This window comes from Micromonospora sp. NBC_01655 (assembly GCF_026339755.1).
Lineage (GTDB): Bacteria > Actinomycetota > Actinomycetes > Mycobacteriales > Micromonosporaceae > Micromonospora.
This window is the reverse complement of the sequence record NZ_JAPEQF010000001.1, coordinates 308,220-325,856: the sequence shown is the minus strand read 5'-3', so window position 1 is coordinate 325,856 and position 17,637 is coordinate 308,220. Positions and strand designations below refer to the sequence as shown.

The 17,637-nt window shown below is 74.9% G+C and carries 14 protein-coding genes; 6 read left to right on the top strand and 8 right to left on the bottom strand.

Annotated elements, in window-relative coordinates:
• Window positions 1-184: 184 nt before the first annotated feature.
• Entirely contained in the window at window positions 185-613 is a 429-nt protein-coding gene (locus tag OOK41_RS01665; RefSeq protein WP_266262586.1) for a DUF3151 domain-containing protein, read from the top strand.
• Between the two features lie 58 nt (window positions 614-671).
• On the opposite strand, the gene OOK41_RS01660 is transcribed toward OOK41_RS01665, so the two are convergent.
• Both OOK41_RS01660 and OOK41_RS01655 read right to left on the bottom strand, forming a co-directional pair.
• Window positions 672-2,645 carry a chromosome partitioning protein gene (locus OOK41_RS01660; RefSeq protein ID WP_266267708.1) on the bottom strand — a complete coding sequence of 658 codons (1,974 nt, stop codon included), beginning with the start codon at window positions 2,643-2,645 and terminating at the stop codon, window positions 672-674.
• A gap of 915 nt (window positions 2,646-3,560) precedes the next feature.
• Entirely contained in the window at window positions 3,561-4,559 is a 999-nt protein-coding gene (locus OOK41_RS01655) for a hypothetical protein (RefSeq protein WP_266262584.1), read from the bottom strand.
• A 122-nt stretch (window positions 4,560-4,681) separates the two neighbouring features.
• Here OOK41_RS01655 and OOK41_RS01650 point away from each other — a divergent pair, with 122 nt between their 5' ends.
• The 3 genes from OOK41_RS01650 to purD all read left to right on the top strand — a co-directional run bounded on the left by OOK41_RS01650 (window position 4,682) and on the right by purD (window position 8,444).
• Complete coding sequence (locus OOK41_RS01650; protein ID WP_117667971.1) at window positions 4,682-5,971, top strand: adenylosuccinate synthase; 1,290 nt, start codon at window positions 4,682-4,684, stop codon at window positions 5,969-5,971.
• 201 nt (window positions 5,972-6,172) lie between these two features.
• The gene (locus OOK41_RS01645; protein ID WP_323136150.1) at window positions 6,173-7,102 is read left to right on the top strand and encodes a type IV toxin-antitoxin system AbiEi family antitoxin domain-containing protein; all 930 of its coding nucleotides are present in this window, start codon (window positions 6,173-6,175) and stop codon (window positions 7,100-7,102) included.
• A 91-nt stretch (window positions 7,103-7,193) separates the two neighbouring features.
• Window positions 7,194-8,444: a phosphoribosylamine--glycine ligase gene (gene purD / locus OOK41_RS01640; protein ID WP_266262580.1), complete on the top strand. Its 1,251-nt coding sequence runs from the start codon at window positions 7,194-7,196 to the stop codon at window positions 8,442-8,444.
• A gap of 177 nt (window positions 8,445-8,621) precedes the next feature.
• Here purD and OOK41_RS01635 read toward each other — a convergent pair whose 3' ends face one another.
• From OOK41_RS01635 to OOK41_RS01620, 4 genes are all read right to left on the bottom strand, one after another.
• On the bottom strand, window positions 8,622-9,845 hold the full coding sequence (locus tag OOK41_RS01635) for a serine hydrolase (RefSeq protein WP_266262579.1): 1,224 nt from the start codon (window positions 9,843-9,845) through the stop codon (window positions 8,622-8,624).
• 134 nt (window positions 9,846-9,979) lie between these two features.
• Window positions 9,980-11,542 (bottom strand): AMP-binding protein, encoded by a 1,563-nt coding sequence (locus OOK41_RS01630; RefSeq protein WP_266262578.1) that lies wholly within the window; start codon window positions 11,540-11,542, stop codon window positions 9,980-9,982.
• A 203-nt stretch (window positions 11,543-11,745) separates the two neighbouring features.
• On the bottom strand, window positions 11,746-12,960 hold the full coding sequence (locus OOK41_RS01625; RefSeq protein WP_117667967.1) for an acyl-CoA dehydrogenase family protein: 1,215 nt from the start codon (window positions 12,958-12,960) through the stop codon (window positions 11,746-11,748).
• A gap of 1 nt (window position 12,961) precedes the next feature.
• The gene (locus OOK41_RS01620) at window positions 12,962-13,414 is read right to left on the bottom strand and encodes an SCP2 sterol-binding domain-containing protein (protein ID WP_266262576.1); all 453 of its coding nucleotides are present in this window, start codon (window positions 13,412-13,414) and stop codon (window positions 12,962-12,964) included.
• Window positions 13,415-13,488: 74 nt separating this feature from the next.
• On the opposite strand from OOK41_RS01620, the gene OOK41_RS01615 reads away from it, so the two are divergent.
• Window positions 13,489-14,127, top strand: a complete 639-nt coding sequence (locus OOK41_RS01615; RefSeq protein WP_266262574.1) for a TetR/AcrR family transcriptional regulator — start codon at window positions 13,489-13,491, stop codon at window positions 14,125-14,127.
• A gap of 42 nt (window positions 14,128-14,169) precedes the next feature.
• On the top strand, window positions 14,170-15,417 hold the full coding sequence (locus OOK41_RS01610) for a hypothetical protein (RefSeq protein ID WP_266262572.1): 1,248 nt from the start codon (window positions 14,170-14,172) through the stop codon (window positions 15,415-15,417).
• Here OOK41_RS01610 and OOK41_RS01605 read toward each other — a convergent pair.
• Both OOK41_RS01605 and OOK41_RS01600 read right to left on the bottom strand, forming a co-directional pair.
• Window positions 15,414-16,667 carry an adenylosuccinate synthetase gene (locus tag OOK41_RS01605; RefSeq protein ID WP_266262570.1) on the bottom strand — a complete coding sequence of 418 codons (1,254 nt, stop codon included), beginning with the start codon at window positions 16,665-16,667 and terminating at the stop codon, window positions 15,414-15,416. The two genes, OOK41_RS01610 and OOK41_RS01605, sit on opposite strands and share 4 nt — an antisense overlap.
• A complete protein-coding gene (locus OOK41_RS01600) occupies window positions 16,664-17,629 on the bottom strand; it encodes a hypothetical protein (protein ID WP_117667963.1) in 966 nt (321 codons plus the stop codon). Before OOK41_RS01600 ends, OOK41_RS01605 begins: the two co-directional genes overlap by 4 nt.
• Between the last annotated feature and the right edge of the window lie 8 nt (window positions 17,630-17,637).

Below are 17,637 nucleotides of genomic sequence, written 5' to 3'. Positions count from 1 at the left end.
TCCTGCGTAACCGGGTCCTGGGGAGGCTCCGGACCAATAGTTGTAGTGGAGAACCGCTCCCGGCGGCATGGGCCGCAGGTCTCCCGGCATGGAGCCGCAGGCGTGACCAATGCCTCAACCGTTCAGCCAGCCGGGTCTGCCGACCCGCTCGCGCGGCGTAGAGCGAAGCGGGTTGAATGGGACGATGCAGAACCTGTTGCCTGAGCCGCCGGCCACCCTCCTGCCGGTCCACGACGAGGCCGACGCGACGCTCGCCGCCGCCACCGAGGCCGGCACCGACGAGGCGTACGCCGAGGTCGCGGCCCGCTTCCCGACCTACAGCGCCGGCTGGGCCGCGCTCGCGGGCCGCGCCCTGGCCGCCGGCCAGGTCGTCCCGGCGTACGCGTACGCCCGGACCGGGTACCACCGGGGCCTGGACCAGCTGCGCCGCAGCGGCTGGAAGGGGCACGGCCCGGTGCCCTGGTCGCACGCGCCGAACCAGGGTTTCCTGCGCTGCCTGTACGTGCTCTCCCGGGCCGCCGGCGAGATCGGCGAGGCCGACGAGGCGGCCCGCTGCGCCCAGTTCCTGCGCGACTGCGACCCCGCCGCCGGCGACGCCCTGGCCGGCGCCTGATCCCTGCGAGCCGGTGCGACGGCCGGCCCGGCGGGTGTCGGGCCGGCCGTCGCGCTGCTCAGAGCCCCTCGGCGACCGATGCGGCGATCTTCAACCAGGCGTCCCGGGTGGCCGAGGAGAGCCCTCCGTAGCGGATCGGCTCGCCGGTGTCGATCAACCGCTCGTACGGGGCCAGCAGCACCGCCCGGGTCCGGGCCGCGAAGTGTTCCTGGATGGCCGGCAGGTCGATCTCCTTGCGCGAGGGTGGCATGGACACCACCGTCACCGCCTGCCGGACGAGCCGATGCCGGCCGCTCTGCTCCAGGTGGTCGAGCATCCGGGCGGCGGTCTCCGCCGAGTCGTTGCGCGCCGACATGGTCACCACGAGCTGGTCGGTGGCGTCCATCGCGGCCTGCCAGTTCTGCGCCCGGACATTGTTCCCGGTGTCCACGAAGATCAGCTTGTAGAACCGGCTGACCACCTCCCGGATCTCGGCGAACGCCGCCGCGGTGAGCATCTCCCCGCCGGTGGCCGACTCGTCCGAGGCGAGCACGTCGAACATCCCCTCGCCCTGCGAGCGGACGTACTGCGACAGGTCGCCGACCCGCCCGTGGGCACCCTGGAACTGGCCCAGGTCGCGCAACATGTCGCGCACCGTACGGGAGTGGAAGTCCTGCTGGGCGCGCATCCCGAGGGTGCCCTGGGTCTCGTTGTTGTCCCAGGCCAGCACGTACCCGCCGCGCTTCTGCCCGAACGTCATGGCGAGCAGCAGGATCGCCACGGTCTTGCCCGCGCCGCCCTTCGGGTTGACCACGGTCACCTGGCGCAGCCCGCCGAAGTTGCGGCGCACCATCTCGATGTCGCGGCGCAACTCCTGCTCGTGCCGCCCCGGCGGCAGCTTGATCAGCCCGGTCTTGTTCACCACCGCCCGTACGCCCATCGTGGCCACCGGGTCGGCCGGGCGGACCTGCCGGCGGCGAGCGAAGTCCTCGGCGGTCGGCGCGGTCCCGAAGTCCGGCGTCCAGCCCGCGTCCGGGTACCCGGACGGCACCCGGGTCACCCCGTCCGCCTCGTGGTACGGCGGGTGCGTCACCGGGGCCACCGGCGGCTGGCCGGGCTGCGGCCAGCCCGGGGGGTACCAGCCCGGCTGCCCCGCGTCCAGGGGCCCGGGGCCGGGCTGCCCCGGCCCGGCGAGCGGCTGGTCGGGCCGGGGCGGTCCCGGTTGCGCCGGCCGGGCCGGGTCCGGCGGGGCCGCCGGGCCGGGCTGTGATCCCGACCCCCACCCCGCCGGCGGGCCCGGCACGGCCGCCGACCCTCGGGCGGCGTACGGGCCGGCTGCCGGTGGACCAGCGGCGTACGGGTCGGCCGGCGTGCCGTCGGTGGCTGGCGGATAGGGGGTCGGGGGCAGCGGCCCGGGCGGGTTCATCACCGGCGGGAACGGCCCCGGCGGGTGCGCCGCAGTTCCCGCCGGACCGGGGGTCGTACGCCCACCGGCGTCCGGCCCCGGGCCTTCCTGCCCCGTCCCGCCGGGCCGGTCGCCCGCCTCGGTCCCGCCCGCCGCCGTCCCGTCGGGTCGCCGGGCCGGCTCCGGTCCGCCCGGGCTGGGCCGCCTCGGTGGCAGCGCCCACGGGGACTCGGCCGCCCCCCGCGCCCCGTCGTTCGACTCCGGCACCGACCCACCGGTCGTTCCGTTCCGCTCGCCGGTGCCGTTCCCGGTCGCCCGGGCCGGTCCTGCCGCCGCAGCGTTCCGGGCCACCCGCTCCGGCCCGTCGTCGTCCGGGCCCGGCACCGGTGGCCCGCCACTCGCCGGCGGGCCGGTGAGCGCGGTCGGCCCACCGCCGGCGGGAGCCCCGCCCGCCCCCGGTCCGCCGCCCGTATCCGGTCCGCCGCCCGTAGCCGGGCCTGGAACCGTCGTCGAGTCGGCGACCGTCGTCGAGTCGGTCACCTGGGGGGTGGTCGGGCCGGCCGCCGGTGGGACTGTCGCCACCGGGACTGGCACCGGGGGCGCGGGCGTCGGCGGTGTCGACGGGTCGTCCGCCCCGAACGGGTCCACCGGCCGCCCGGACGGGGTCGGGGCGGTGGGCGGGGCCGGGAGCGCGGTGGCCGGCTCGTCCAGGGTGAAGGGCAGGTGTAGATCCACCGGCCCGGGCGTCGGGTGCCCGACCCGTGGGGCCGGTACGCCGCCCACGGGCGGCGGCGCCCACGCGGTCTCCGACGGCACCGGCGGCCACCCGTCCGATCCGTCCGCCACCCATCCGTCCGGCCCCGGCACGCTCCGGCCGTGGCCGTGGCCTTGGTCGTGGCCTTGGTCGTGGCCTTGGTCGAACCCGGCCTGCCCACCCTGTGGCCCGACAGCAGCCGGGTACCCGTCCTGCGGTCCAACCACGGGGTACCCGTCCTGCGGCCCGGCCTCGGGGTAGCCCGTCTGTGGCGCGGCGGCGGGCGGGTACGCGTCCCACTCCCCCGTCCCGGGCCGCGCGGCCGGCGAGGCGGTCAACGACGGGTACGCGCTCTGCGCGGCGGGCCCCGGCCCGGGGACCGGTGGAAGGGGTGTCGCCTGCTGGGGTGTCGGCTGGTGGGGCGTGCCCACGGCCCACGTGGGGCCGGAGTCGGCCGGCCCGGGATCGGTCGGTTCCGGCGGCCAGAGCGGTTCGATGTCCCGCTCCGGAGCCGGCTGCTGGCCGGGTACGTGGACCCGGTCGGCGTTGTCGTCCACGACGGTTCCTCCCCATTCCTTCTGCCGAGGATAGGCCCCGGGGCCGAACCGGCGGCCATCGACGCCGATCTCCGCCGGCCCCCGCCCGCATCTCCGCCAGCCCCGCCCGCGCCCGGAGTCGCTCCCCGGACACCCCCAGCGTGCCGGTGGCCGTACCCGGCCCGGTGGCCGTACCCGGCCCGGTGGCCGTACCCGGCCCGGTGGCCGTACCCGGGTCGGGGCGTCGCCACCGCGGACCGCCGGGGAAGTTGGTCAGGCCGTCCAGACCGCCCAGGCGCCCGGTTCGGTCCACCACGACCGCTTCCGGCTCAGCTCCCCCTCGACCCCGTCGTCGAGGTAGGGCACCCGCTCGTCGCGCGGGATGACGGCCACCGCCCGCCCCCGCGCCCGGCGTACCTCGAACCGCACCCGCTTCCTGCCCAACGCCGAGCGGGTCACCACGGGAACGGCCACCGCAACCTCGACCACGCCGTCCGTCGGGTCTCCGGCGGTGAGCAGGGGCAGCCCGTCGAGTCGGGCGTACCCGCCCGCGTTGCCGATGGCGCAGGCCAGGAGGGGATCGTCGCCCGCCGAGAGCACGGCGTCGTCGACCTCGACCCGGCCCCGCCAGTGCAGCGGCCGGCCGGCGTCGTCGGCGGCGCCGAGCAGCGCGCCGTCCAGCGTCACCGAGCCGCCGTCGTTGCGCAGCAGGTCGAGCCGGCGGGGGGCGCCGTCCAGCACCGCGGCGGCCACGGCAGCCGGGTCGCGCGGCAGCCCGAGCTGCGCCGCCAGGTCACGGTGCCCGCCGCCCCGGGCCGGATCGAGCGGGAGTACGCCCACCGGCGGCAGGTCCGGCACCGTACGGTTCCCGGGCAGGTCGGCTGGGCGGCGGCTGGGCGGTGGGGCGTACCGCCGGACGAGCCGGCGCACGACGGCGCGCAACTGGCCGTCGCTGGCCGTGGCGACGACCAGGCGGGTCTTCGAGTCGGGGTCGGGCCAGGTGAGGCCGTCGGGCCGGGGTGGGCCGTCGAGCCGGGCCAGCACCTCGTCGATCTCCGCGTCCGAGCGGGCGGTGACCATCTCCACCCGGGCGCCCCGGGCGGTCAGCGCGTCCGCGCAGGCCAGCACCGGCACCCGGGGGGTCTCGCACCGTTCCTCGGCCCGCTCGGGGGCGTCCCCGGTGGCACCGCCGCAGCAGGCTTCGCCGCTGCCGCAGCCCCCGCCGGGAGCGTCCCGCTCCGAGCCGAGGGTGAGCAGCACCACGTCGTACACGAAGGAGCCTCCTGACTCTCGACGAACCCCTGCTGGTCCCGCCGTGACCTCTTGTTAGCCTGACACCCCGGGCTCGCCGACCGGTCGCCACCTGGCACCCGAGCCTTCTGGAGGCGGAAAAGATGCCAGCGATCGTGCTCATCGGCGCTCAGTGGGGCGACGAGGGCAAGGGCAAGGTTACCGACCTGCTGGGTGAGCGGGTCGACTACGTCGTGCGCTACTCCGGCGGCAACAACGCCGGCCACACGGTGATCACCCCTGACGGGCAGAAGTACGCGCTGCACCTGATGCCGTCCGGCGCGCTCTCGCCGAGCGCGATGATCATCATCGGCAACGGTGTGGTGGTCGACCCGAAGGTGCTGCTGACCGAGATCGACGGCCTCGCCGAGCGCGGGGTGGACGTGTCCCGGCTGCGGATCTCCGGCGACGCGCACCTGATCATGCCGCACCACCGGGCCCTCGACCGGGTGGTGGAGCGGTACCTGGGCAGCTCCCGGATCGGCACCACCGGCCGGGGCATCGGCCCGGCCTACGGGGACAAGGTCGCCCGGATGGGCATCCGGCTCCAGGACCTGCTCGACCCGGGCATCCTGCGCAAGAAGCTGGAACTCGCGCTGCGCGAGAAGAACCAGATCCTGTTCAAGGTGTACAACCGCAAGGCGATCGACGTCGAGGCGACCGTCGAGGAGTACCTGGAGTACGCCGAGCGGCTCAAGCCGTACATCGCCGAGACCCGGGTGATGCTCTGGGACGCCCTCGACCGGGGCGAGACGGTCCTGCTGGAGGGCGCCCAGGCCACCATGCTCGACATGGACCACGGCACGTACCCCTTCGTGACCTCGTCGAACCCGACTGCGGGCGGGGCGTGCGTGGGCGCCGGCATCCCGCCGACGGCGATCAACAAGGTGATCGCGGTCAGCAAGGCGTACACCACCCGGGTGGGCTCCGGCCCGTTCCCGACCGAGCTGTTCGACGACAACGGCCAGCACCTGCGCAAGGTCGGCCACGAGTACGGCACGACGACCGGCCGGGAGCGCCGGTGCGGCTGGTTCGACGCCGTCGTCGCCCGGTACTCCTGCCGCCTCAACGGCGTCACCGACCTGGTCGTCACCAAGCTGGACGTGCTGACCGGCCTGCCCAAGGTGCCGATCTGCGTCGGGTACGAGATCGACGGCGAGCGCTTCGACGACATGCCGATGACGCAGACCGAGTTCCACCACGCGACTCCGATCTACGAGGAGCTCGACGGCTGGTGGGAGGACATCACCAAGGCGAGGACCGAGGCCGAACTCCCGGAGAACGCGAGACGCTACATCGCCCGCATCGAGGAGATCTGCGGCACCCGAGTCAGCATCGTCGGCGTGGGCCCAGGCCGCGAAGAAAACGTCACCCGCCACCCCCTCCTCCCCTAACCCACCCACCCACCTCCCTCCCTCCCTCCCTCCCACCCACCCCTCCAGCCCCGTTGATCATGAAGTTATTGCCCGCCATCTCGGCGTGTCGAGGCAATAGCTTCATGATCAACGCAGGCGGGTGGCGGGGGTTTTCCACAGGGGGGCGGGGGTTTTCCACAGGGGGTTTCGGGGGGCGGGTGGGGGCGGGAATCTGGTTTGGTGGATGCGGTGGGGGTGGTGCGGCGGGTTGCCGCTGCGCAGGACGGCGTCGTGACGTTGGCGCAGGCGCGTGCCGCCGGTCTCACCGTGCACGAGGTGCAACGGTTGTGCCGCTCGGGGCGGTGGCGGGCGATCGCGCGAGGCGGTTACCTCGTGGACGCCGACCTGTATGACGGCGTCCCCCGGGTGGCCCGGATCAGGGCGGCGGTGGCGTCCTTCGGCCCGGGCGCAGCCGCCGTCCTCGGGACCGCCGCCGAGTTGCACCGGATCGCGGGGCTGCCCCGGTCCGACGCAATACACCTGTCCGTGCCCGGGGCGGTCGCCAGGCCGGCCCGCGCCGCGCATCCCGAGGTGGTCGTCCACCAGTTGGTGATCGCGCCGGGTCAGCTCGGATCGGTCGGGGGGGTCGCGGCGACCGGGCCCCTGCGTACCGTCTCCGACCTCATCCTTCGTGAGCACCGCTACGCCGCTGTGTCCCTGCTCGACTCCGCGCTGAACCGAGGGCTCCTCGGGCCCGAGGAATTGCGCCTGATCCCGTCCATGATCCGGGGGAGGCGGGGAGCGGTCTCGGCCCGCCTCCACCTTACCGAGGCGGACGGTCGGGCGCAGTCGCCGTTGGAGACCCGGACGAGGCTGCGCTGCGTCGACGGCGGGGTGCCGCCCGAGGTGCTCCAGTTGGAGGTGCGTGACGCCGACGGTTACCTGCTCGGCATCGGTGACCTCGGTTGGCGTGCCGCGCGTCTGATCGCCGAGGCTGACGGGCGGGAGCCGCACAGCGGTCCGCAGGCGGTCTACGCCGACCGTCGACGCCAGAACCGACTGGTCAACGCGGGCTGGCGGGTCCTGCGTTTCACCTGGTCGGACACCCTGCGCCCCGACTACATCCCCTGGGCCGTCCGCCAGGCACTCAGGGCCGCCCACCTCCGTTGATCATGAAGTTGTTGCCCGCGACACGCCAGGCGGCCGACAACAACTTCATGATCAACGGGTGGGGGAGCGGGGGTGGGTAGGATTCCGGGTCGTGCGGGTACTTCTTTTGGGTGGTGGGGGGCGGGAGCATGCGCTTGCGCTCGGGCTCTGCGCGGATCCGGACGTCGAGGATCTGATCGCGGCGCCCGGTAATCCCGGGATCGCCGGGGTGGCCGGGGTGCGGGCGGTGGACGTTGCCGATCCCGCCGCGGTCGCCGCGTTGGCTGTGGAGACCCGGGCCGACCTGGTGGTGATCGGGCCCGAGGCGCCGCTGGTCGCCGGGGTCGCCGACGCCGTGCGCGCCAAGGGCGTCGCCGCGTTCGGGCCGTCCGCCGAGGCCGCCCGGCTGGAGGGCTCGAAGACGTTCGCCAAGGACGTGATGACCGCCGCCGGCGTGCCGACCGCGCGGGCGTACACCTGCGCCGACGAGGCGTCCACCGCCGCCGCGCTGGACGAGTTCGGCGCGCCGTACGTGGTGAAGAACGACGGGCTGGCCGCCGGCAAGGGGGTCGTCGTCACCGACGACCGGGCCGCCGCGCTGCGGCACGCGCAGGAGTGCGGCCGGGTCGTCGTCGAGGAGTACCTGGCCGGCCCCGAGGTCTCCCTCTTCGTGGTCACCGACGGCGAGGCGGCGGTGCCGCTGCTGCCCGCGCAGGACTTCAAGCGGGTCGGCGACGGCGACTCCGGCCCGAACACCGGCGGCATGGGGGCGTACGCGCCGCTGCCCTGGGCGCCGTCCGGCCTGGTCGACGAGGTGATGGCCGACGTCGTCCACCCGACCCTGGCGGAGATGCGCCGCCGGGGCACCCCGTTCGCCGGCCTGCTCTACGTCGGCCTGGCGATCACCGCCGACGGGCCGCGGGTGATCGAGTTCAACGCCCGCTTCGGCGACCCGGAGACCCAGGTCGTCCTCGCCCTGCTGGAGACCCCGCTCGGCGGCCTGCTGCACGCGGCTGCGACCGGCACGCTGGCCGCGCACCCGCCGCTGCGCTGGCGCGACGGCGCGGCGGTGACCGTGGTGGTGGCCGCCGACAACTACCCGGGCACCCCACGCACCGGCGACGTGATCACCGGTGCCGACCGTCCGGGCGTGATCCACGCGGGCACCGCCCGCCGGGCCGCCGACGGCGCGTTGCTCTCCGCGGGCGGCCGGGTCCTCTGCGGTACGGCCACCGGGGCCACCCTCGCCGCCGCGCGGGACGCCGCGTACGCGCTGGTCGGCGGCATCGGGCTGGCCGACTCGCACCACCGCACCGACATCGCCGCCGCGGCGGTCGACGGCCGGATCACGATCCCCGGCTGATCGGGCTGCCCCCGCTCCCGTCGGGTGGACGGCTCAGGGGCGACACCGGCCACTGTGGGCCCGGCTGTCACGTTCACTCCTGGTGGCGTGTCTGGGCCACCCGGACGCCGCCCCGAACGCGCGGGGCCGCGCGCGGCAGGGTGGCCGGCGTTCGCGGCGGCCGGCTCGGCCCGGCGGTCAGGCCAGGCCGAGGGCGGCGGCGATGACGGCCTGGGCGGTGACGCTCAACTCCTCGCCCTTGGCGTCCGTCGCGGTGATCGAGTACTCCACCCGGAACCGGCCGTCGCGCGTCGAGGCCACCGCGGCCAGGTAGCCGAACCGGGAGCCGGTCTTGGCCCACAGGGTCTCGCCGCTCGGCAGCGCCAGGGCGGTAAGCCCGGCGCTGTACCGGGCCGGCCCGCCCTCCGCATCGTCCACCGGCGGCAGGGTGAACATCTCGGTGAGCTGCGGCTCCGGCACCACTCGGCCGGCGAACAGCGCCGTCGTGAAGGTGTCCAGGTCGGCCAGGCTGGAGATGACGTCCCCGGAGGCCGGGGTGAAGGTCTGGCTCCAGGTGGTCGCATCCACCAGCTCGGTCGCCCCGCCGCGGACCACGGCCTGGTAGCCGTGCGCGTGCGGGCCGTGGATGCGCGGGTCGTCGCCCGGCGCGTAGGTGTCCCGCAGGCCGAGCGGCCGGGCGATCCGCCGGTCCAGCTCTGCCGCGTACGAGTGGCCGGTGACCTTCTCGATCAGCAGGCCGGCGACGATGTAGCCCATGTTGGTGTAGCGCTGCTTCTCCCCGGGCTCGAACTCCCGGCGGTTGTCCAGCCCGAGTTGGACGATCTGCTCCGGGGTCCACCGGTCGTACCGGTGGGCGAGCTGCCACTCGACGTCGCCCGGCACGGCCGGGCTGGGGATGCCGCTGGTGTGGTCGAGCAACTGGCGGACGGTCACGGTCGGGTAGTCGGCGGGCAGCAGGCCGGGCAGGTACCCCTGCACCGACCCGTCGAGGTCGACCCGCCCCTCGCTGGCGAGTCGCAGCACCAACGCGGCGGTGAAGACCTTGCTGACGCTGCCCACCCGGAACCGCGCGTGCGGCGGCACCGGGGCCTGGGTGCGCAGGTCCCGTACTCCGGTGGCGTCCGTCCAGCAGCCCTCCGGGGTGGTGATCCGCACCTGGGCGCTGGTCGCGTCGGCGCCGGGTAGGCCGGCGATCGCCGCCCGGAGGGGGCCGGGGTCGAGGGTGCCGGGCCGGCAGTCGGCGCCGCCCCGGCCGAGCGCCGCCGTCGAGGCCGCCCCGGAGCCGGCAGCCCCGGCGTCGGGGGTGCGCGGAGCGGCGGTGACCGCGCCGGGGGCGGTGATGGTCAGCAGGGCGCCGAGCGACGTGGCGACGAGGACGGTCCGGCGATTCATGATCTTCATGCCGTCGAGCCTGCCCGTCGGGGGAGCCCGGGGGCATCCGGGAGAGTCCCCCGGCACACCCCGGTCGGCGGCTCGGGAGAGACCCTGGTGTGCCCGGTCGGCGGGGAACCCCTCAGCCGTGCCGGGACGGCCCGTCAGCCGTAGTAGCGGCGCAGCTCGCGGCTCAGCACCTTGCCGGTGGCGTTGCGCGGCAGGTACTTCACGAAGACCACGTCCCGGGGTACGGAGAACCGGGCCAGGTAGTGCCGGACGTACTCGCGGACCGCCTCCGGGTCCAGCGTCTCGCCGGGACGCAGGGCGAGGAACGCGGCGAGTCGCTGGCCGTACTCGGGGTCCGGCACGCCGATCACGGCCACCTCCCGGACCTGGGGGAGCCGGGCGATCAGGTCCTCCACCTCGGACGGGAAGACGTTCTCCCCGCCGGAGACGATCATGTCGTCGGCCCGCCCGTCGACGAAGAGCAGCCCGTCAGCGTCGACCCGGCCGAGGTCCCCGGTGTCCAGCAGGCCGTCCCGGCTCTCCCGGCCCGCCCCCGAGGTGTAGCCCTCGAACAGCATCTCGTTGCCCACGAAGATCCGGCCGACCCGGCCGTCGGGGAGCGGTCGACCCTCCTCGTCGAGGATCCGCAGCCGGGTGCCGTGCGGCGGCCGGCCGGCGGTGGTGGGTGCCCGGCGCAGGTCGGCGGGGCCCGCGATGGACGCCCAGGAGACCTCGGTGGAGCCGTACAGGTTGTAGAGGACCTCGCCGTAGGCGTCCATGAACCTCGTGGTCAGCCCGCCGGGCAGCGCGGATCCGCTGACGGCGACCACCTTCAGCGGCGGCCTCCGGTCGGGCGGCGGAACCTCCATCAGCCGCTGCACCATCACCGGGACGGCGAACATGGCGTCGCAGCGCCGCGCCGCCAGCGCGTCCAGCGTGGCGGCCGGGTCGAAGCGGCGGTGCAGCACGATGGTCGCCCGCAGGGCGAAGCAGACCTGGAGGGCGGCGTACCCCCAGGTGTGGAACAGCGGCGCGGCGATCAGCACGGTGTCCCGGACGTGCAGCGGGATGCGGTCGATGATGGACACCAGCGGGCCGAAGCCGTGCGGGGTGGGCCGGCGGGCACCCTTGGGCGCGCCGGTGGTGCCGGAGGTGAGCACGACGGTCCGGCCGTCGCGCGGCGGCGGCCGGAGGTCGCCGGGCGGCCCGCCCGCGACCAGGTCCTCCAGCCGGGCCTCGTCGACCCGGTGCAGCCCGGCGGGGAGGCCGGGGAGCCGGTCGGCGAACTCGGCGTCGTGCACCAGGACCCTGAGCGCCTGCTCCTCGGCCACGGCGGCGAGCTGCGCGGCGGAGAGCCCGGAGTTGACCAGCACCGCGTCCGCGCCGAGCAGGGTGGTGGCCACCATGGCCTCGATCAGCCCGTGGTGGTTGCGGCAGAGCAGCCCGATCCGGTCCCCGACCTGGACGCCGAGCGCGCCGCGCAGCGACTTGGCCAGCCGTTCGGCCCGGTCCAGCAGGTCCCGGTACGTCAGCTCGGCGCCCAACTCGTCGACGACGGCGGTGCGGCCCGGGTCCCGGGCGGCGGCCTGGCGCAGCTCACCGGCGAGGCCCCAGCCCCACCTGCGCAGCGCGCTGAGCTGGGAGGCGACCCGGATCGGCCGGCCCGGGGTGAGCAGCCCGCGCCGGGTCAGCGTGGCGACGACGAACGGCAGGTCCATGCGCGGCCTCCTTCGGCGGTGCGTAAGGGCCCACCGGGGGCTCCTCGCCGGGCGTGGCTGGTCGGGTCGCCAGCGTCGTCCTGGGGGCCGGCCACGCCCGGCTCGCGGGCCCCTCCGGTGCCGGTCGCCACCGCGCCGGCGCTCGGTGGGGAGAGGCCGACGCGGTGGTCGCGCGTGGTGGTGCGAGGGTGCTGGGCCACAGGTCAGCGGACGTGTACGCCGGAGATGGCCCGGGAGATGACCAGCCGCTGGATCTCGGAGGTGCCCTCGAAGATGGTGTAGATCTTCGCGTCCCGGTACCAGCGCTCGACCGGGTGGTCCCGCAGGAAGCCGGCCCCACCGAGCAACTGGACCGCCTTCTCGGTGACCGACACGGCCACCTCGCCGGCCTTGAGCTTCGACATCGAGCCCTCGCCGGCGGTGAACGGGCGGTTGTTGCGGCCCATCCAGGACGCCCGCCAGACCAGCAGCCGGGCCGCGTCGATCTCCATCCTCATGTCGGCCAGCGCGAACGCGACGGCCTGGTTCTCGATGATCGGCCGGCCGAACTGGACCCGGTCCTTCGCGTAGTCGAGGGCGTACTCGTAGGCGGCCCGGGCCACGCCGAGCGCCTGCGCGCCGACGGTGGGCCGGGACAGCTCGAAGGTGCGCATCGCGGCCTGGCCGGAGGCGCGCTGGCCGGAGCGGGCCCGGTCGAGCCGCTCCAGCAGGGCCTCCCGGCCGCCGAGCAGGCAGCGGCCCGGCACCCGGACGTCGTCGAGGAAGACGTCCGCCGTGTGCGAGGCGCGCAGCCCCAGCTTGCGCAGCTTCCGGGTGGCGCTCAACCCGGCGGTCCCCGGCGGTACGACGAACGCGGCCTGGCCGCGCGAGCCGAGTTCCGGGTCGATCGAGGCGGTGACCACGTGCACCCCGGCGATCCCGCCGTTGGTGGCGTACGCCTTCTGCCCGCGCAGCACCCACTCGTCGGTGGCCTCGTCGTAGCCGGCCCGGGTGCGCATCGCGCCGACGTCGGAGCCGGCCTCCGGCTCCGTGGTGCAGAACGCCGCGACGGCGGGTGAGTCCACGTCGCCGAAGCACTGCGGGACCCACTCGACGAGCTGGTCGGGGGTGCCCGCGCCGTAGATGGCGGCCACCGCGAGCGAGGTGCCGAAGATGCCCAGGCCGATGCCGGCGTCGCCCCAGAAGAGCTCCTCGCTGGCGATCGGCAGGGACAGGCCGGTGGGGTCGGCCCAACAGGTGGCGAGGAACTCGAAGCCGTAGAGGCCGACCTTCGCCGCCTCCTGGATGACGGGCCAGGGAGTCTCCTCCCGGGCGTCCCACTCGGCGGCGGCCGGGCGCACGACCTCGGCGGCGAAGCCGTGCACCCAGTCCCGCAGGTCCCGCTGTTCCTCGTTCAGGTCGAGCGAGAACTCGGCCATGTCAGGCCTTGGGGATGTCGAACAGGTTGGCGATGTTGGCGGCCAGGCCCAGGTCGCCCTTGGCCTTCAGCTTGCCCGTCATGAACATCATGACCGGGTTGGCCCCGCCGGAGACGATCTTCAGGAACTCGACCGGGCCCATGGTGAGGCTCAGCTTCGGGTCGTGCTGCGGGGGCTCGTTGACCGTGCAGGCGCCGTCGGCGATGGCGATCTCGTACGTGTCGGTGCCACCGTCGGGGCGGCCGGTGATGTTCCAGTGGATCACCGCGTTGGTGGCCCCGGCCCGGTCGGCGCGGAACAGCGAGGGCATCCGGCCGAAGACCTCGCTCAGGACCTTGCCGCGCAGGTCGCCGGACATCACCTCGGCGATCTTGTCGTCGGGGGTGGACTTGACCAGCTGGGCGAACTCCTTCGGGCCGTAGTTGGCGAAGTTGGCCGGGTCGAAGTCGGTCATGGGAGATGCACCTCTCGGGCGGCGACTGTGGTTACTCAAGCGTAACCCTACGCATGAGTAGGTATGCTCGCAAGGTGTCCAGCACCCCCACCTTCAAGCGCCTGCCCCGGGCCGTACGCGAGCAGCAGATGCTCGACGCGGCCGTCCGGGTCTTCTCCCGGCGCGGTTTCCACGCGGCCAGCATGGACGAGATCGCCGAGGTCGCGGGCATCTCCAAGCCCATGGTCTACGCGTACCTCGGCACCAAGGAGGAGCTCTTCGTCGCCTGCCTGCACCGCGAGGGCACCCGGATGACGGAGGCCATCGCCGGGGCCGCCGCCCCCGATCTGGACGCCGACGAGCGGCTCTGGCGCGGGCTGCGGGCGTTCTTCGGCTTCGTCGGGGCGCACCGGGACGGCTGGGCGGTGCTCTACCGGCAGGCCCGGGGCTCGCAGCCGTTCGCCGGGGAACTGGCCGCCATGCGGTCCCGGCTCGTCGAGGTGGTCGCCGGGATGCTCGACCACGCGCTGCGCGCCCGGGGGCGCGAGGTGAGCGGCACCGACCTGGAGGTCGTCGCGTACGCCCTGGTCGGCGCGAGCGAGTCGCTGGCCGACTGGCTCGCCGACCACCCCGGGGCGGACCCGGAGAAGACCGCCACCCGGATGATGAACGTCGCCTGGCTCGGTGCCGACCAACTCCTGCGCGGGGTCACCTGGCGCCCGCCGGAGGAGTGAGGCCGGCACGGGACTGTCGGTGGGGTGCACGAGGATGTGGCCGTGCTTGACGGACTGGACCAGATCGACTGGCGGCGGCTCGGCCACGCCTACGGCTCGGCCGGCGACGTGCCCGGCCAGCTTCGCGCCCTGCGCTCGCCCGACCCGCAGGAGCGGCAGACGGCCATCGGCGCGCTGTACGCCAACATCTTCCACCAGGGCTCCCGGCACGAGGCCTCGGCGTACGCGCTGCCGTTCCTGCTCGAACTGGCCGGCGACCCGGCCACGCCGGACCCGGAGCTGGGGCTCTACCTGATCACGGCGCTCGCGATCGGCTACGACGAGAGGTGGCTGCCCGAGGGCTTCCCGGTGGCGGAGTTCCGCCGGGCCGCCGACGGTGGGCGGGAGCTGCTCGCCGCCAAGCCGCCCCCGTGCGACGAGGACGACGACGAGGACGACGAGGACGACGAGAAGAAGGAGTATGTCGAGTACGAGTACGTCGAGTCGCTGAGCGCGGAGGATCAGGGGCGGCTGTGGGGGTACATCGAGCTGGCCGCGTACGACGCGGCGCGGGCCGGGGTGCCCCTGCTGCGGAGCCTGCTCACCCGACCGGAACCGGGGGTGCGGGTCGGGGCGGCCTACGCCCTCGCCTGGTTCCCGGAGGACGCGGCCGGCAGCGTGGCCGCGCTGGCCGCGGTCCGCGACGCCGCGTCGGACGCCGACGAGGTGGCCACCGCCGTGGTGGCGTCCGGGCTGCTGGGCAGCGCGCCGGACGCCGGGTTGCTGGCCGACCCGCGCCCGGTGGTCCGCTGGGCCGCAGCGGTCGGCCGGGCCCGGGTGCTCGGCGCGGAGACCGACCAGGCGACGGTGGACGAGCTGCTGGCCTGGGTGGCCGCCTCGCCCGACGGGTCGCGACGTCGACCGACGGGCGACGGAGTCGGGGTGCCGTTCCACGACGGCGACCTGGCCGGGTACGCCGGGCTGTCCCTGCGCCTGGTGGACCCCCGGCACACGGACCGGGCGTTCGACGCGCTGCTCGGCCGGCTGCCCACCGTCACCGGCTCCGCGGCCCTGCCGGTGGCCACCGAGGCGCTGCGCCTCGCGTTCCCGGACGGCCGGTTGTCCGAGGGGGTGCCCCCCGCCGCGCTGGCCCCGCGCCAGCGCCGGCTCGTGGAGGTGCTGGCCCGCTCGCCCGAGCCCTGGCAGATCAACGGCCGGACGTTCGGCAACTTCAGCATGCTCGTCTGCGAGTACGGGCTGCCGCGCAGCCGGGAGGCCATGCTCACCTACCTGGGCGGCGACCCGGCCTAGCCGGCGGGCGCCAACAGGGTGCCCGTCCGGGCCGCCTTGCCCTCGGCGGTGGGCGAGCGGGAGGTCAGCACCACCGGGGTGCCCAGCGCCTCCTCCACCGCCGAGGGCCAGTCGGCCGGTGGGCCGTCGTCGTACACCGGGCGGGCCGCCAGCAGGCGGGCGGTGAGCGCGGCCTGCCGGTCCAAGTCGCCGGGCGGCCCGGGGTCCAGCCGGTCGACGCTGTCGTAGCGCCGGCATGTCCGCAGCCCCCGGTCGGCCAGGTCGAGGTGGGTGAGCGCGAGGCCGTCGACCCCGCCGGCCACCTCCAGCGCGTACCGGTGGGCGACCGCGTCGAAGTGGCCGAACCGGAACCGCCCCTGCCACGGGTTGGTCGGGTTGTGCGGGTCGGCCAGCGGCAGCGCCGGGTCCTCGGTGACCAGCGGCCCGGGGCCGTGCCGGGTGGTGGCGATCCGCAGCACGCCCAGCCGTTCGGCCCGCCCGGCCAGCCCCGCCTCGGCGAGCAGGGCCTCGGCGTTGGCGAACGTGGTGGTGCTCCACGTCGTGTACGGGTGGAAGCCGTGCCACTCGTCGAGCAACACCCCCTGCGCCCCCTCGAAGACGCAGGTCCCGGCGCGCAGCACCCCGGCCAGGTACGCCCGGTCGACGATCGCCACCCGGCCGGCGAACCCGATGAACGCGGGCAGGCAGTCCGCCACCGGCGGAGCGTCCAGCGGGCCGAGTTCGGCGGTCAGCCGGTCCCGCAGCGCGGCGAGCCGGCGGCGCAGCACCGCAGGATTGCGGCAGTCCGCCACCCGTGGTGCCTCGTCGGGGTGGGCGAGACCGTACGCGACGGCCTCGCCCACCCCCAGCCCGCAGGAGCCGTGCCGGTCGGCTCCCCGGGCCAGCTCCCGGGCCCGGTTGGCGGCCCGGTGGTACGGGGTCGCCAGCAGCGCCTCCCCGTCGACCGTGAGCCGGTCGAGCGCGTCGGGCACCCCCACCGAGGCGAGGTGGTCGGCCTCGGCGGCCAGGGCCAGCGGGTCCACCACCACGTGCCGCGCCAGGTGGGTCCGCACCCCGGGGCGGAACGTTCCCGCCCCGAACTGCGCGAACGTGTGGTGCCGCCCGTCGCTCAGGACGACGTTGTGCGCCGCCTGCGCGCCCCCGTTGAAGCGGACCACCGTGTGGACCGGCCGGGTCGCGCAGAGCCAGTCCACGACGGTGCCCTTGCCGGCGTCGCCGTAGCCGAGGTCGACCACCGTCACGTGGTTCACAGCCGGGTGACCCCCCTGGTCGCCGGCGGCGCCGACGGGGCCGGCAGCGCACACACCTGGTCCCGCGGGCCGCCGCCGAGTCGGGCCAGCGCCTTCGACACGGTGCCGGTGGCCGTCGAGCCGGCCCGCTTCAGGTCCGCCAGGCCCTGGTCCAGGTCGACGGCCTGCTCGCCGAGGCCGACGGTCAGCGCGATGGTCTCGCAGACGGCGTCCAGGTCGTCCAGCACGACGGCGTTCTGCCCGAGCAGGTCGCGCCAGAAGTCCAGCACCTTGGCGTTGCCGGCGTAGTGGCTGCTGGCGGGGAGCAGGTAGTACGTGTCCCAGCGGCGGGTCACCTCGTCGACGATCTGCCGCAGCGGCACGTCCTCGCCCAGGTCGTCGCCGATCAGGCGGCTGACCTGCCGCCGGTCCACCCTGGGGTAGGCCAGCTCGTCGCCGATGACGAACAGGTAGCCGCGCCGGCCCCGTTTCTCCCAGCAGTCGGTGACCGTGTGCCGGGCCATGTAGTACATGGCCAGCTCGTAGGACTCCGTCATCTGGCCGCCACCGCCGCCCTCCAGCACGATCCGGCCGAGGTCGTCGTCCATCCGGTTGTCCGACTCGAACTGCCCGACCTGCAACGGCACCCGGTCGCAGGTGGCGTCGCCGATCGCGCCGAACATGATCTGCGGGTCGCGGGCGTACCCCTGGCGCAGCAGCAGCCCGAGTAGCTGCGGCAGCTTGGTCTGGAGGGTGCGGGGCACGTTTCCCATCGAGCCGGTCACGTCGAACAGCACCGAGATGGCCGTCGACTGCGGGTGCTCGGCCGAGTCGCGGCTCTCCCGTACCGCGCCGCGCGGGTCGAGGGCCGGGTGCACGGTGCGCGCCCCGCTGTCGCTGTAGGAGAACGTGCTCTTGCCGGTGGCCCGGCGGTACCGGTCGGCGGCGTCGTACACGTCGGTGGACCACATTCCACTGCCCATGGCAGCCT

Bases quoted from the DNA above. Each gene is read 5' to 3' on its own strand.
- OOK41_RS01665 (WP_266262586.1), top strand. From the start codon at position 185: ATGCAGAACCTGTTGCCTGAGCCGCCGGCCACCCTCCTGCCGGTCCAC.
- OOK41_RS01650 (WP_117667971.1), top strand. From the start codon at position 4,682: ATGCCAGCGATCGTGCTCATCGGCGCTCAGTGGGGCGACGAGGGCAAG.
- OOK41_RS01635 (WP_266262579.1), bottom strand. From the start codon at position 9,845: ATGAAGATCATGAATCGCCGGACCGTCCTCGTCGCCACGTCGCTCGGC.
- OOK41_RS01630 (WP_266262578.1), bottom strand. From the start codon at position 11,542: ATGGACCTGCCGTTCGTCGTCGCCACGCTGACCCGGCGCGGGCTGCTC.
- OOK41_RS01625 (WP_117667967.1), bottom strand. From the start codon at position 12,960: ATGGCCGAGTTCTCGCTCGACCTGAACGAGGAACAGCGGGACCTGCGG.
- OOK41_RS01620 (WP_266262576.1), bottom strand. From the start codon at position 13,414: ATGACCGACTTCGACCCGGCCAACTTCGCCAACTACGGCCCGAAGGAG.
- OOK41_RS01600 (WP_117667963.1), bottom strand. From the start codon at position 17,629: ATGGGCAGTGGAATGTGGTCCACCGACGTGTACGACGCCGCCGACCGG.